Origin of the sequence: Streptomyces sp. LS1784, from assembly GCF_020103755.1 — a bacterium.
Taxonomy (GTDB): Bacteria; Actinomycetota; Actinomycetes; order Streptomycetales; family Streptomycetaceae; genus Kitasatospora.
In genome coordinates this window covers 1-14039 of record NZ_JAHSQD010000189.1, presented here as the reverse complement: position 1 = coordinate 14039, position 14039 = coordinate 1, and the positions used below count along the sequence as shown (strand labels likewise).

The 14039-nt window shown below is 73.7% G+C and carries 11 protein-coding genes, 1 pseudogene and 1 riboswitch; of the genes and pseudogenes, 5 read left to right on the top strand and 7 right to left on the bottom strand.

Annotated features, from left to right (window positions below):
- The first annotated feature begins 147 nt into the window (after positions 1–147).
- Positions 148–933, top strand: a complete 786-nt coding sequence (locus KS423_RS21730) for a MerR family transcriptional regulator (RefSeq protein ID WP_224281241.1) — start codon at positions 148–150, stop codon at positions 931–933.
- Between the two features lie 9 nt (positions 934–942).
- Here KS423_RS21730 and KS423_RS21725 read toward each other — a convergent pair whose 3' ends face one another.
- Positions 943–2079 (bottom strand): helix-turn-helix domain-containing protein, encoded by a 1137-nt coding sequence (locus KS423_RS21725; RefSeq protein ID WP_224281240.1) that lies wholly within the window; start codon positions 2077–2079, stop codon positions 943–945.
- 234 nt (positions 2080–2313) lie between these two features.
- On the opposite strand from KS423_RS21725, the gene KS423_RS21720 reads away from it, so the two are divergent.
- Positions 2314–2991 (top strand): RNA polymerase sigma factor, encoded by a 678-nt coding sequence (locus KS423_RS21720; RefSeq protein WP_224281239.1) that lies wholly within the window; start codon positions 2314–2316, stop codon positions 2989–2991.
- Positions 2988–4421 (top strand): hypothetical protein, encoded by a 1434-nt coding sequence (locus KS423_RS21715; protein ID WP_224281238.1) that lies wholly within the window; start codon positions 2988–2990, stop codon positions 4419–4421. Before KS423_RS21720 ends, KS423_RS21715 begins: the two co-directional genes overlap by 4 nt.
- A 179-nt stretch (positions 4422–4600) precedes the next feature.
- Here KS423_RS21715 and KS423_RS21710 read toward each other — a convergent pair whose 3' ends face one another.
- Together KS423_RS21710 and KS423_RS21705 are read right to left on the bottom strand one after the other, a co-directional pair.
- Complete coding sequence (locus KS423_RS21710) at positions 4601–6100, bottom strand: aminopeptidase P family protein (protein ID WP_374120003.1); 1500 nt, start codon at positions 6098–6100, stop codon at positions 4601–4603.
- A 125-nt stretch (positions 6101–6225) separates the two neighbouring features.
- On the bottom strand, positions 6226–7677 hold the full coding sequence (locus tag KS423_RS21705) for a PP2C family protein-serine/threonine phosphatase (protein WP_224281237.1): 1452 nt from the start codon (positions 7675–7677) through the stop codon (positions 6226–6228).
- Between the two features lie 619 nt (positions 7678–8296).
- Between KS423_RS21705 and KS423_RS21700 the strand changes: the two genes are divergently transcribed.
- On the top strand, positions 8297–8932 hold the full coding sequence (locus KS423_RS21700) for a bifunctional DNA primase/polymerase (protein ID WP_224281236.1): 636 nt from the start codon (positions 8297–8299) through the stop codon (positions 8930–8932).
- A gap of 218 nt (positions 8933–9150) precedes the next feature.
- Here the strand turns inward: KS423_RS21700 and KS423_RS21695 are convergent, their stop codons facing one another.
- The 4 genes from KS423_RS21695 to KS423_RS21680 all read right to left on the bottom strand — a co-directional run bounded on the left by KS423_RS21695 (position 9151) and on the right by KS423_RS21680 (position 13346).
- Positions 9151–10134, bottom strand: a complete 984-nt coding sequence (locus KS423_RS21695) for a DUF5926 family protein (RefSeq protein WP_224281235.1) — start codon at positions 10132–10134, stop codon at positions 9151–9153.
- Between the two features lie 69 nt (positions 10135–10203).
- A complete protein-coding gene (locus tag KS423_RS21690; protein ID WP_374120002.1) occupies positions 10204–10623 on the bottom strand; it encodes an ATP-binding protein in 420 nt (139 codons plus the stop codon).
- Positions 10624–11044: 421 nt separating this feature from the next.
- Entirely contained in the window at positions 11045–11869 is an 825-nt protein-coding gene (locus tag KS423_RS21685) for a glycerophosphodiester phosphodiesterase family protein (RefSeq protein ID WP_224281233.1), read from the bottom strand.
- Positions 11870–11957: 88 nt separating this feature from the next.
- Positions 11958–13346 carry a cytosine permease gene (locus KS423_RS21680; protein WP_224281232.1) on the bottom strand — a complete coding sequence of 463 codons (1389 nt, stop codon included), beginning with the start codon at positions 13344–13346 and terminating at the stop codon, positions 11958–11960.
- A riboswitch (TPP riboswitch) is annotated at positions 13339–13483 on the bottom strand. (Overlaps the previous gene by 8 nt.)
- A gap of 218 nt (positions 13484–13701) precedes the next feature.
- Here KS423_RS21680 and KS423_RS21675 point away from each other — a divergent pair.
- A pseudogene (locus tag KS423_RS21675) lies at positions 13702–14039 on the top strand (hypothetical protein); the annotation flags it as partial.

The window sequence follows — 14039 nt, the reverse complement described above, 5'->3', positions numbered from 1 at the left end:
GCCGGAGCGGCCGTCGGCGCGAACGGGCGCTGGCCGGCGCCGGCGTCGGCGCCTGAAGCGGGCGGGCGTGCCCGCGCCGGTCCCACCGCTTGACCCTCACGCGACGTGAGAGCCGAGGGTGGTGGTCAGCACCAGGGAGGAACTCCGATGACCAGTGAGGGCTACTCGGTCGGCGCCGTGGCGAAGATCGCCAAGGTGACCGTCCGAACCCTGCACCACTACGACGAGATCGGCCTGCTGTCCCCGGCCGGCCGTACCCGGTCCGGCTACCGCCGGTACGCGGACGCCGACCTCGACCGGCTGCAGCAGATCCTCTTCTACCGAGAACTCGGGTTCCCCCTGGAGGAGATCGCGGCGATCCTGGACGACGAATCGGTCAGCCCGACCGAACACCTCCGGCGGCAGCACCGGCTGCTCACCGACCGGATCAGTCACCTCCAGGAGCTCGCCACAGCCGTCGAACACGCCATGGAGGCACGGAGAATGGGCATTCAGCTGACCCCGGAGGAGAAGTTCGAGATCTTCGGCGAGGGCTACCAGGAGGAGTGGGAGCAGGAGGTCGAGGAGCGCTGGGGCCACACCGAGGCCTGGGCCGAGTCGCAGCGCCGCACCGGCGGCTACTCCAAGGCCGACTGGCAGCGCATCCAGGCCGAGATGACCGGGATCAACAACCGCCTGGCCGAGGCGATCACCGCCGGCGAGCCCGCCGACGGCACGGTGGCCACGGACCTCGCCGAGGAGCACCGGCAGCACATCTGCCGGAACTTCTACGACTGCACGTACACCATCCACCGCGGCCTGGCCGGGCTGTACGTCTCCGACCCGCGCTGGACCGACGCCTACGAGAAGACGGCGCCGGGCCTGGCGCAGTGGCTGCACGACGCCATCCTCGCCAACGCGGACCGACGCGAGGAGAAGCGCGACGGGAAGTAGGCGCCGCGCTCAGGCCACTCCGCGCCCGAAGGAGCGCCGGTAGGCGGTCGGGGAGGTGCGCATCACCCGGCCGAAGTGGTGGCGGAAGGCCGCGGCGTTCTCGAAGCCGACCGCCGCGGCGATCTCCTCCACCGTCCCCTCCGGCGACTCCAGCAGCGCCAGACTGGCCGCGATGCGCTGGGTGACGACCCAGCGCATCGGGCTGGTCCCGTTGCGGGCGGTGAAGTGCCGCAGGTACGAGCGTTCCGACATCCGGGCGGCGCGGGCCAGCTGCGAGACGGCCAGCGGGGACGACAGGTGGTCCAGCGCCCACTGCATGCTGCGGGCGATCCCGTCGTCCTCGGCCTCGACCGGGCGGACGGCCGCCTCGACGAACTGGGCCTGCCCGCCGTCCCGGTGCGGTGCCACCACGAAGCGGCGGGCCACCGTGTTGGCGACCTTGGCGCCGTGGTCCCGCCGGACCAGGTGGAGGCAGAGGTCGATGCCGGCCGCGCTGCCCGCGCTGGTCAGCACGTCGCCGTTGTCCACGTACAGCACGTCCGGGTCGACCAGCACCGCCGGGTACCGCTGCTGGAGCAGCTCGGCGTACCGCCAGTGGGTGGTCGCCTCCCGGCCGTCCAGCAGCCCGGCCGCCGCCAGTGCGAAGGCGCCCGAGCAGATCGACACGATCCGGGCGCCGCGCCCGTGCGCGGTGCGCAGCGCCTCGACCAGGGCGGGGGAGACTTCGCGGTCGAACGCGTTCGGCACCCCGGGGACCACCACGGTGTCGGCCGCCGCCAGCTCGTCCAGTCCGTGCCGGGCGGTCAGCGCGAAGCCGCCCACCGCGTCCAGCGGCGTCCCGGGGCGGTCGGCGCACACCTTCAGCCCGTACCAGGGCGCCGCCAGCAGGCCGGTCAGCTCGGGCCGCGCCAGCCCGAACACCTCGACCACCACGCCGAGCTCGAACGGCGCCATGCCCGGAAAGGCGTACACCGCGACGTCGTGCACGGGCTCCGGACACCGGCCGATGGTGACGGCCACCGGCCGTGACCCGGTGGCGGTCCCGGTGACCGCAGTCGTACCCGCGGCCGGATCGACGGCCGCGGTCCTCTCCACAGCCGTACCCGTTCCGGCCCCGACCGGGCCGTCGACGATCTGCTCGGCCATGCGAACCCCCTGCTCACGGGTGGCGGAATGCCGGTGAGTGTAGCCGTCCCGGCCCCTTCGGAATTCTCTTCGAACCCACCTGCAACCTTCACCCCGGTCACACGTCCTTTGGTACGGGGACGGAGGGAACCCGGCAGAGGGCAGCCGGAGCGATCCCCCCGATCACGATCTTGAGCAGGTGACCTGACGGAACGGCCTGCGCCGTCACCGTCCCGGGGGAAAGCGGAATCGCACATGTCCATGGCCATCGGGCCGACCGCCGCGCAGGCAGGGGGGCGCGGCTTCTCCATCCGAGGGGCGGTCGCCGTGCTGTTCGGTGCGCAGGAGGCCGGCGAGCCGCTCGCCGGCGCCGTCACCGAGCAGGAGGCGAAGCAGCGCCGCTCCGGCTTCCGGCTGCTGCGGGGCGGCCGCAAGCCGGCCGAGGACCGGCCCACCCTGACCGACCTGTACCACGCCCACCGGCTCGGCCTGGTCCGGATGGCGGTCCTGCTGGTCGACCACCAGGACCTGGCCGAGGACGTCGTCCAGGAGGCCTTCACCCAGCTCTACCAGCGCTACGGCGAGGAGCTGGACGACCTCGACAACGCGCTCGGCTACCTGCGCACCTCGGTGGTCAACGGCGCCCGCTCGATGCTGCGCCGCCGCAGGACCGCCCGCGAGTACGTGCCGCCGCACGTGGCGGACGCCCCGTCCGCCGAGGACCACGCGGTGCTCAACGACGAGCACCGCCGGGTGCTGGTGGCCCTGCAGGAGTTGACTCCCCGCCAGCGCGAGGTGCTGGTGCTGCGCTACTGGTCCGACCTGTCGGAGGCGCAGATCGCCGAGACCCTGGGACTGTCCCGGGGTGCCGTGAAGTCCACCGCCAGCCGCGCTCTGGACGCCTTGGAAAAGCACCTGGAGAAGGTTCGATGACCGACAAGCTCCCCCGCCGCACCGGCGGCGACGGCGACGGGCCTGCCGAGACCCCGACGGAACGGCTGCTCCGCGAGGCGATGACGGCCCGGGCCTCCATGGTCACGGCGGCCGGCCTGCGCCCGGCCGCGCCCCCGAAGAGCCGGATCCGCCGGCTGCGCCCGGTGTACGCCGTCGCCCTGCCGCTCGGACTGGCCGCCGCCCTGGCGCTCGGCGTGCTCACCTTCCACGGCGAGCCGGTCGCCCAGGACGAAGTCCCGCCCCCGGCCGCCACCCTGACCAGCGCGCCGAGCCCGACGTCCGACCCGACCGGCGCCCCCAGCCCGACGGCCGCTCCCACCGACCCGGGCGCCCCCACGGGCGGGGCCGAGACCGAGGCCCCGCTCGCCGACGGCGCCCCGTCCTCCTCCGCCACCAACACCCCTGGTGGCGCGGCGAGTTCGTACACTTTCCGGGGCGTCAGGTTCAAGGTCCCGGCCGGCTGGAAGGTCGTGCCGCGCTCGGACGACCGGGTCTGCGTGCTGAGCCCCGGAGCGCCGGTCGGCCCGCAGCAGGGCTGGTCGCCGATGGACTGCGAGCCGTACGGCGTCCTGGTCGTGGTCTACAACAGCCCGGACGAACTCGGCGCCTGGCCGACGATGGCCGACCTCGCCGCCGACAGCGGCTGGGGTCACCAGCCGAACTGCCCGGTCTGGGGCCGGCCCTACTTCCCCGACAACGGCTACTCCTCGGTCAGCGCCCCCGTGCGGACCAAGCCCACCGTGGCCGGCAAGACGATCGACAAGACCCAGTGGAACGTCGCCTGCAAGCCCGGCGACACCTTCACGGCGCAGATGTGGGGGATGGGTTCGGACCAGGTCTTCGTGGTGGCGAACGGGCTCAAGAGCGACTACCAGGCGGGCCTGACGGCGATCGTCAACAGCCTGGACGCGAGCGGCCACAAGGCACCGACGTCCCCGCCGTCCCCGCCGTCCGAGAACAGCGTGGCCGTGTCGTTCAGCGGCCTCTCAACCGGGCAGCAGGTGCCGGCCAACGGCACTCCGGTGACCTTCTCGGTCACCTTCAAGAACACCGCCCAGAGCGGCTTCGCCGCCGTCCAGCCGGCGCTCTACACCGTGTCGTACCCGGCCTCGTTCGGGACCTCCGAACCGGCGAACGCGGGCACGCTGGAGCGCCTGGACGGGGACACCTGGGTCTCCGTGCCGCTGCTGTCGTTGGCGGAGCGGAACTCCCTGAGCGCGGGCAAGCGGGTCACCTTCCCGCTGGCCGCCGGCCAGAGCAAGGTGGTCAAGTACCGGATCACGCTCGGTTCCGGGTACGCCGCCGGGACGATGTCGGTTCAGGCGGACGTCGTGCTGCCGTACGACGGCACCGGGGCGTCGCCGACCCACCTGGGGTCCCGGAGCATCGGGACGACGGTCGTGAAGTAGCCGCTTCCGGCACGGCGACGTCGAGGTCCCGGTGGGCGCCCGGTCGAACGGCCACCAGGCCGCCCGCCGGAACCCCTTCGGCCCCCTGGGGCGGTAGCGGTCCCGCGCCCGCGGCCGAGGGCCCGGCCTCCCACTGCTCGGGAGGCCGGGCCCTCTTGCGTGCTCGTGCGCGCTCCGGCTCAGACGAGCGAGGCCATCCAGGCCTCGACGTCCTCGGCCCGGCGGGGCAGGCCGGCCGAGAGGTTCTCGTTGCCGTCGGCGGTGACCAGGATGTCGTCCTCGATCCGGACGCCGATGCCGCGGTACTCCTCCGGCACGGTCAGGTCGTCCTGCTGGAAGTACAGGCCGGGCTCGACGGTCAGCACCATGCCGGGCACCAGCAGCGCGTCGACGTGCTCCTCGCGGCGCGAGTGGGCGCAGTCGTGGACGTCCAGGCCGAGCATGTGGCCGGTGCCGTGCAGGGTCCAGCGGCGCTGGAGGCCGAGCTCCAGGACCTTCTCGACGTCGTACACCGACGGGTCCAGCAGGCCCCAGGCGAGCAGTCGCTCGGCGAGGACGCGCTGCGAGGCCTCGTGGAAGTCGCGGAACCGGGCGCCGGGCTTCACCGCGGCGATGCCGGCCTCCTGGGCGTCGTACACCGCGTCGTAGATCCGGCGCTGGAGCTCGGTGAAGCGGCCGTTGATCGGCAGGCTGCGGGTGACGTCGGCGGTGTAGAGGGTGCTGGTCTCCACGCCGGCGTCCAGCAGCAGCAGCTCGCCGGGGCGCACGTCGCCGTCGTTGCGCACCCAGTGCAGGGTGGTGGCGTGCGGGCCGGCCGCGGCGATGGTGCCGTAGCCGACGTCGTTGCCCTCGACCCGGGCGCGGCGCCAGAAGGTGCCCTCGATCCAGCGCTCCGAGGTGGCGACGGCCTGGCCCAGCTCGCGGACCACGTCGGTGAAGCCCTTGACGGTGGCGTCGCAGGCGGCGCGCAGCTCGCCGATCTCCCACTCGTCCTTGACCAGCCGCAGACCGCTCAGGAACTCCTTGAACCCGGCGTCCCTGTCGGCGTCCAGGGCGTCGGCGAGCGCGGCCTCCAGGCCGGCGTCGTAGCCGCGGACGATCCGGGTCGGCACGGCGGAGTCCGCGGCCTTCGCGGCCAGCTCCTCGGCGGCCTTGCGCACGTCGCGGGCGGGCAGGCCGAGCAGCTGCTCCTGCTCGCTCAGGCTGTGCCGGCGGCCGACCCACAGCTCGCCGTAGCCGTCCAGCCAGAACTCGCCGTTCTCGCGGTTCGAGCGGGGCAGCAGGTAGAGCACGAACTCGTGGCCGGCCGCGCCGGTCGGCTCGCCGACCAGCACCGCGTCCTCGGTCTGGTCACCGGTGAGGTGGACGTACTCGCTGGAGGCGCGGAACGCGTAGTCGGTGTCGTTGGAGCGCACCCGCAGGTTGCCGGCCGGGACGACCAGGCGCTCGCCGGGGAAGGCGGCGGACAGCTCGGCGCGGCGCTCGGCCGCGTACGGGGCCTGGGCGACGGGGGCGAGGCCGTGCAGCTCGGTGTCGGCCCAGCCGGACTTCATCGAGGCGGCCAGCTCGTCGGAGACCTCGCCGTAGAGGCCGTTCTTGCGGCCCTTGTGCTGCTCCGGCTCCTCGCCGCCCTCGGCCTCGGGGTTCTCGGCCACCGCGGGGGTACGGTCCTCGGTCACGTGCAACGCCTCCTTGGGGGGTGGTACCGCCGCCCTCGGGGGAGGTGTCGGATCGCGACACGCGCGGGCGGCCGTGCGTCCATGGTACGGACGCCCGGCCGCCCGTTCGTTCCGGCCCCGAACGGTCACTCGAAGCGGGCCGCCAGCAGCATCAGGTCGTCGGTGGCCGTGGTCGCGGCGTCCGGGTCCGGGCAGACGGCCAGCAGGTGGGCGCAGAGGCGGTCCGGGTCGATCCGCACGTCGCGCGGGGCGTCGGCGGCGGCCCGGCGCAGGTTGGCCTGCCCGGCGTGCAGGGTCGGGCCGCAGCGGCGGGCCAGTCCTTCGGTGTAGAGCAGCAGGGTGTCGCCGCGCTCCGCGATGAACTCCACTCCGGGGGCCTCCCAGCAGGCCAGCATGCCGAGCGGGGCGGAGAGCGAGGTCTCCACGAACTCGGCGCCGTGCCGGCCGACCAGGACCGGCGGGCAGTGCCCGGCGCCGGCCAGGGTGATCCGGCGCTCCTCGGGCTCGACCCAGGCGTAGACGGCGGTGGCGGTGCGGCTCGGCTCGGTGGTCTTGAGCAGCAGCTCCAGGTCCCCCAGGACGGAGACCGGGTCCTCGCCCTCCAGCACCGCGTAGGCGCGCAGCGCGGACCGGACCCGGCCCATCGCGGCGGCCGCGCCGGGGGCGGAGCCCGGGCCCGCACCGGGGCCGTCGCCGGAGACGGAGCCGACGGTGAGGCCGATGGTGCCGTCCGGCAGCGGGATCGCGTCGTACCAGTCGCTGCCGCAGGAGCGCTCCAGCCCGGCCGGGACGAGCCGGGCGGCCAGTCGCAGTCCGGCGGCCTGGGGGAGCCGGTCCGGCAGCAGGCCGCGGCGCAGTGCCTCGGTGGTGCGCGCGATCCGGTCCGACTCCAGCTGCTTGGCGAGCAGCGGGGCGGCGATCTCGCAGTAGTGGCGGGCCAGTTCGCGCCGGCATCCGGTCGGTTCGGCGGGCTCGTCCCAGAACCAGAGGGCGGCGGCGAGCGGGCCGTCCTCGGGGGTGGCGAGCGGCAGGCCGAAGGCGCCGCCGAGGCCGAGGTGGACGGCGAGTTCGCGCAGCCGGGCGCCGATGGCCGGGTCCTCGGCGAGGTCGCGGGAGTGCAGCTGCGCGGGCCGGTCCCGTTCGCGCAGCAGCCTGGCCAGCAGGCTCTGCTCGGTCGGGACGGTCTCCAACGCGCCGAGGCTGGCGCGGTCGAGGCCGAAGCCGACCGGCTGGCCGGGCCCGCCGCCGGGCAGCCTGGTGACCAGCACGCCGCGCCGGGCGCCGAGCAGGGCGGCTCCGGAGGCGAGGACGGTGTCCAGGGTGGCGGCCAGGCCGCGGGTACGGGCGAGCCGCTCGGTGTGTTCGTGCAGGCTGGTGATATCGGACAGGCGTCCGGCCAAACGGTCCTGCACCGCAGCGGACGGCGCCGTGCGTCCGTCCGCGGTGCCGTCCGGGGCATCGACCCGGCCGGGCAGGTCCGGCGGGTCGAGGACGGTGAGCCCGCCTGCGCAGCCGGGTTCGCCCGGCTCGGCGGTCGTCGTCGACGGGAGGGCCGTCGACGGGTGGGACTCGTTCATGCCGCCACTCCTGACGCGGTGCTACGTGCCATGCGAAACCCCCAGGTACGGCCAATGTGGAGCGAGCACGGCCAATGGGCGTGTTTCGCCTCGATTCGCTACTACTCGTCATTGATCGACAGCAATGCCACCACTTCTACACAGGCCATTCGGGGCATGTCCAGATCCAGGACGACGCGGTGGCCCGTTCCACATCCATCGCGACCCGGTCGGGGGCGCTCAGGGCTCGCGTGCGCGCCGGGCGGACCGGGAGGCATGGAGCGGGCCGCGAACGGGCAGAACCGGGAGGACGGCCCGGGCGGCCGTCCGGATCGTATGTCCGTGCCGCCCGCGAGCCTGGCCGACCGGAACTCTCTCACTCGTACGGTGGAACCAAGCGCGCCCGGGCGGCGTCCATCCGGTCGCGTACGGGATTCTCGTTCCAAGGGCTGTGCCGGTGCGCGGCCCTTCATGTCGTGCTCCACACCCGCTCCACGTCGTAGCCGCGCCGTCCGCGTTGCCGCCCGCCCCGCTCCGCTCCGTGCCGCCCGGGCCGTGCCGCGGCCGGCCCGTGCGGAGGATCCCGACGGATGCCGGCGGGGCGGAGCGAACCGAGCGGTCAGGGAAAGGAACGAGCGCCATGCGTGAGAACCCGAAGGGCCGGCCGGAGGAGCATGCCGCCCGACTGGCCGCGGCCCTGACGGCCGCCGTCGACCACCGCTGGCCCGTGGTGCCGGGCGCCGTGCTGCGCGACGGCTGCTGCTCCTGCGGTGACCTGGACTGCACCGTCCCCGGCGCACACCCGCACGACCCCTCGCTGCTGGCCGCGACCACGGACGCCCGGATGGTGCGCTGGTGGTGGGAGCGGCAGAGCCCGGACGCGCCGGTGCTGGCCGCGACCGGCTCCACGGTCTCGGCGGTCAGCCTGCCCGCGGCGGCCGGCGCCCGGGCGCTGGCCTACCTGGGCGCGCTGCGGTTGCCGCTCGGACCGGTGCTGGCGATGCCGGGCCGCTACGCGCTGCTGGTGGCACCGTACTCGCTGGACGTGCTCGGCGAGATGCTTGCCCAACTCCCCTGGGTGCCGGGATCGTTGCGCTATCACGGGCCGGGTGGCTTCCTGCCGCTGCCGCCCGGCGGCGCGGCCGGGCAGGTGCGCTGGGTGCTCGCGCCGCGACCGGGTGCCGGTGGCGGGGTCTGGCTGCCGCAGGTCGGGCCGCTGCTGGGGGAGTTGGTGGAGGCGACGGTCCGGCTGGACAGCGGACGCTCGGCCTACTGAGGATCACCGGGGCCGGGCGGGGCATCGGGGGCCGTCCGCCGGGGCGTTCCGGAAAAACAAAAGATCCAGCCGCTGGCGACGGGGGATGCACCAGCGGCCGGACTCTTTAGACAGTAACAAGGATCCGCGCCCGCGCCAATTTCCAAGACGCCCTGCACGCCCGGAAATTGCGCGTTCACCGCAGCAATGTGACGCGTATCACGCAGATCCGGTGCGCTTTAGTTCAAAGTGACCTGACGGTTCACCAGGTTCGCGCGGGCACGCCGCTCCTCGGCGGTCAGCGGGGTCCCGTCGGCGAGCACGGCGGCGAGCCGCTCGGCGAACTCCGCCGCCGGCTTCTCGCAGTCGGCGGCGGACATCGCGAGCGGGAGGTCCCACACCGGGACGGTCAGGCCGTGCGCGCGGAAGGAGCCGACCAGACGGGTGTCCGCGCCGAGCGACGCCTCGCCGGCCGCGTCCAGCCGGGCCAGCGCGTCCAGCAGCTGCTCCTCGGGCACGGTCATCACCCAGCGCAGGTGGTTCTTGTCCGGGGTGCCGCACCAGTAGGCGGAGTCCACGCCGGCGAGCTTCTCGGTCGGGATGGCCGAGGCGTTGGCGCGCTCCAGGGAGGCGGCGACCTCGCCGGTGGCGGACTCGGCGTCCTCCAGCCAGAACTCGAAGCCGGTGTGCACGGTGGGCGTGAACGCGGCGGTGGTGTCCAGCAGGTCCTGCAGACGGCGCCCGCCCGGGACGGTCCGGCGGGCCGGCACCGGACTGCCCGGCTCGGTGGCCAGGGCCAGCTCCAGGGCGTCCGCGAGGTCGCGGCTGAGGTCGCCGGAGGCGGACTGGGTCTGCAGGCCGAGCAGGATCGAGCCGTCCTGGCGGCGCAGGGCCGGCCAGGCCAGCGGCAGCACGGTGGCCAGGGTCACCGACGGGACGTCGCCGGTCGCGCCCTCGGCCACCCCGGCGGCCAGCGTCAGCGGCACCGTGGCGGCGGGCACCAGCTCGCGCAGCGCCACCCAGTCGGCCTCGCCCGGCAGGCCCTCGAACGGGCGGTGCACCAGCTCCTGCACCGCGTGCGAGGCCTCCCGGCCGTGACACGCCTTGTACCGGCGGCCCGAGCCGCAGGGGCAGTCCTCGCGGGCCCCGACCACGGGGATCTCGCCCGTGACGGCGGTGGTGGACTGGCGCTGCGGCGCCTTCTTGGCGGCCTTCTTGCCCATGCTGCGGCTCTCCCGGGAACGGTGGTTCTGTGTTCCGGGAAGCCTAACGACACATTCCCCGGGCCCGGCTCACGCGCTACGGGCATCGCCCCCGGCGTGCCGGGCGTGCCGGGCCCGGGCGGGCAGCGCCGCCCAGACCGTGACCTCGCCCGGGGCGTCGCGCACGCCCCAGTCGCTGGCCAGCTGGTCCACGATGCTCAGGCCGCGGCCGCCGCGGGAGGTCAGCGAGGGACTCGCGGGCAGCGGCCGGGTGGCCGCCCCGCCGTCCGTGACCTCCAGGGTGAGCACCCCGTCGGCGTGCATCTGCCAGCGGATCAGCACCCCGCCGTGCGGCTCGTCCGAGCCCTCGGCGGACTCCTGGCCGCCCTGCGCGGAGTGCGCCCCGGACGGGAGGCCGACCAGCACCTGTCCGAGCACCTCGGCCCGGGCGCTGCGGCCCAGCGCCGGCAGCGGGCCGAGCGGACGGGCGTACCGACAGGCGTTGCTCAACAGCTCGGAAAGGATCAGAACAGCATCATCGATGACCGGTTCCGGTATCTGCCGGTCACCCAGATCTCGACGCAGTCGGCGCCGTGCGACCCCGACACTCGCTGGGCCGTGCGGCACTGCCATGGTCGATGAGGTCGGCCCAACTCCTGTGGGCACAGTACGCGCCACCATCAACGCCACCCCCGGACCTCCTTCAGCGTATGCCGAGGGAGAGATGCCCCTTGGTAATGCGTCGGAAACGAGCACCGGACGATCCCGCGAGCCCATTTCGAGTGCGGCGACGGACGGTCGACATCAGGTCATTCCGCGCTCGCCCTCTGTCGCCCGGATGCGAGAATTCCGGCAATTTCGTACGAGGAAGGTTTGACTGCCGACCAGCGTGATCGGATCGGACGGGTATCGCCTTCGGTGCGTCGGCGGATCACCGTCCGAGCTGCGCCAGCACCTCCGCGGGCCGGTTGGTGATGATCGCCGACACTCCGAGCTCCAGGCAGAGCTCGACGTCGGCCGGCTCGTCCACCGTCCACACGTGTACCTCGTGCCCCAGCTCGCGCAGCCGGGTCACCAGCTGCGGGCGGGCCCGCACCAGCTCGATGCCCGGGCCGGCGATCCGCGCCCCGCCCGGCAGCGGCGAGCCGGCGCGCAGGCGGCCGACCAGCGGCAGGGTCCGCTCGAACAGGAAGACCTGCCGGTACTCCGGCGCGGCGGCGGCCACCCGGTTCAGGGCGACCGAGGAGAAGCTCATGATCCGGGCGGACGGGCGGTCGCCCTCCCGGGTCGCGCCGATCCTGAACCGCTCCAGCGTCCGCAGCAGCTCGGCCTCCACCCGGCCCCGGAAGCGCACCGGGTGCTTGGTCTCGATCGCCAGGTCCACCGGGCGGCCGCAGTCCACCACCAGCTCCAGCAGCCGCTCCAGCCGCAGCACCCCGCGCAGCTCCGGGTCGGTGCTGGGGCGGCCGGTCTTCCAGGCACCGAAGTCGTACGCCTCCAGCTCGGCGAGGGTCATGGCCGAGACGGTGCCGCGGCCGTTGGAGACCCGGCCGATCCGGCGGTCGTGCACGCAGACCAGCGCGCCGTCGGCGGTCACCCGGACGTCGCACTCCAGCGCGTCCGCGCCCTCGTCGAGCGCGCGCCGGTAGGCCGCGAGGGTGTGCTCGGGCAGGGCGTGGGAGGAACCGCGGTGGGCGATCACCTGGACGGAGGGCACGGTGCGCGCCGTCGTCGAGGACAGGTCTGGGCTGGTCACAGGGCCAACGATAGGCGGCGGAAGTGAAGCGCGGACAAAGACGGCCCCAACCCGTGGGGCCGTCTGCGCCTGCGCTTCCCCGGTTTCCTCAGCGGCTGCCGGCGCGGCGGCTGAGCGGGGTGAGCGCCCAGGTGGCCAGGGCGGGCACCAGGAAGGCGAACAACGAGGCGGAGGTCCACTCCTGCGGGGTGAAGTGCAGCGCTTCCTGGGCGGAGGTCCAGAAGTCCGTCCACCAGTCGGCCACCTTGGTCGGCGCGATGAACTGGTAGACCGCGAAGCCCAGTGCCCACGGCAGCAGCATCAGCCAGCGGGACGGCGCGTCGGCGGAGAGGTTCCAGCCGCGCCGGCCGGCGCCGAGGAAGTAGTCCACCGCGAGCACCGCCAGCAGCGGGACGAACACCGAGCCGATGAGGCCGAGGAAGCCGTAGTAGGTGTCGGTGAACTCGTCGATCTGCAGCGCCAGCACGGTGGTCAGCGCGCCGATCGCGCCGGAGAGCACCCGGCGGTCCACCTTCGGCAGCAGGTTCTGCACCGACATCGCGGTCGAGTACACGTTGGCGAAGGACTGGTCGGTCTCGCGCAGCACCAGCACCAGCAGGAACAGCCAGCCGGCCCAGACCCCGAGGAAGGAGTCGAAGATCCGGTTCGGGTCGCCGTCCGACTGCAGCAGCGCCATCAGGCCGAGCACGTAGCACCAGACCTGGGCGATCGTGTAGCCGGAGAAGCTGCCCCAGAACGCCGAGCGCGGGGTGCGCGAGTGCCGGGTGTAGTCGGCGGCCAGCGGGACGAAGGAGACCGACACCGCGATCATCGCGTCGGTGGCGCCCAGGAAGCCGTGCCAGTTGCCCGCGCCCGGGTCCGGCACGCCCTGGCGGCCCAGCTGGACGGTGAAGTACACCATCGCCACCGCGACCGCCCCGGCCACGAAGCGGCGCAGCACCGCGATCGAGCCCAGCGGCCAGATGGTCAGCGCGGTGGTCAGCGCGCCGGCGAGCAGGACGAACAGCCAGCGGTAGCCGGTGGTGTGCGCGACGGTCTGCGCGCCCGCCGAGATGGTCAGCAGCTCGAACACGCCCCAGCCGATGCACTGCACGATGTTCAGCACCGTCGGCAGGTAGGACAGCCGGGTGCCGAACAGCCCGCGCAGGTTCGCCATCGCGGGGGCGCCGGTGCGGGCGCCGATCAGTGCGGCCACGCCGAGCATCGCGGTGCCGACCGCCGTACCGATCACGATCGCGGTCACCGCGGCGGCCAGCGACAGCTCACTGCCGGGGGCGCCGAGCACGGTGGCGGCGGTGGAGAAGCCGATCAGGCTGACGCCCAGGTTCATCCAGAGCGCGAAGTGGTCCCGGAAGCGCAGCGTGCGCGGCGGCTCGGTGTCCAGGACCAGGGGGGCCTCGGGGCGCTCCAGGACGGCGGTCGCACTCGAAGAGGTGGCGTTCGCGCCCGAAGAAGAGGATGGCGAAGCAGGCGGCATGGCCGATACTCCCTACGCCGGCATTACCCGGACAGGTTCCGGCGGTCAGCGCCCCCTCGAACGTCCGCCACTCGTGTGGCGTACGGTCGACATGCGCACTCTCAGCCTGGTGGGTCCAAGCTCCCGCGTGTCAGTTTGGAGCGACAGGCTAACCGGCACGGGGGCGAACGCCCAAGGCCGAGGGAGTCGCGGTCCATCGCGGGACGTCCGGCGGGGGAGGGGAGCCTCGGCCGCCGGTACCGGCGTCGGTGCCGGCTAAGGATTCTTATGAGTTCTTCAGAGGGGTCCTTACGGCAATCGAATCGACAGTGCGAAAAACTATGGTCCTTGGTTCTGCCAGCTATGGAGGTCGTCCGTGAGCACCGAGCGCGAGGTTGGGCCCACCGGGCCGCAGGGGGAGCAGCCCGCCGGCCGGGGAGCGGCCGAGTCCGCTTCCGAGGGCCCCGCTCAGGGCGGGCACCAGCCGACCATGGCCTTCCGGCGGGTGCCCGAGCCGGAGGCGGGTGCCGGCGAGGCCGGTGCCGTCGAGTCCGGGCAGGGCCCGGTCGACGCGCCTTCGGCCGAGGGCGGGCACAAGCCGACCGTCGCCTTCACCAAGGTGCCCGCACCGGAGGCACCCGCCGCGCCCGTGGCACCTGCCGCGCCCGTGGCGCCCGCCGTCGAGGAGCCTGCCGTCGACCCGGCCACCGGCTA

Coding starts and splice junctions, on each gene's coding strand:
- KS423_RS21720 (WP_224281239.1), top strand. CDS start 2,314: ATGTCCATGGCCATCGGGCCGACCGCCGCGCAGGCAGGGGGGCGCGGC.
- KS423_RS21695 (WP_224281235.1), bottom strand. CDS start 10,134: ATGGGCAAGAAGGCCGCCAAGAAGGCGCCGCAGCGCCAGTCCACCACC.
- KS423_RS21725 (WP_224281240.1), bottom strand. CDS start 2,079: ATGGCCGAGCAGATCGTCGACGGCCCGGTCGGGGCCGGAACGGGTACG.
- KS423_RS21700 (WP_224281236.1), top strand. CDS start 8,297: ATGCGTGAGAACCCGAAGGGCCGGCCGGAGGAGCATGCCGCCCGACTG.
- KS423_RS21705 (WP_224281237.1), bottom strand. CDS start 7,677: ATGAACGAGTCCCACCCGTCGACGGCCCTCCCGTCGACGACGACCGCC.
- KS423_RS21680 (WP_224281232.1), bottom strand. CDS start 13,346: ATGCCGCCTGCTTCGCCATCCTCTTCTTCGGGCGCGAACGCCACCTCT.
- KS423_RS21715 (WP_224281238.1), top strand. CDS start 2,988: ATGACCGACAAGCTCCCCCGCCGCACCGGCGGCGACGGCGACGGGCCT.
- KS423_RS21730 (WP_224281241.1), top strand. CDS start 148: ATGACCAGTGAGGGCTACTCGGTCGGCGCCGTGGCGAAGATCGCCAAG.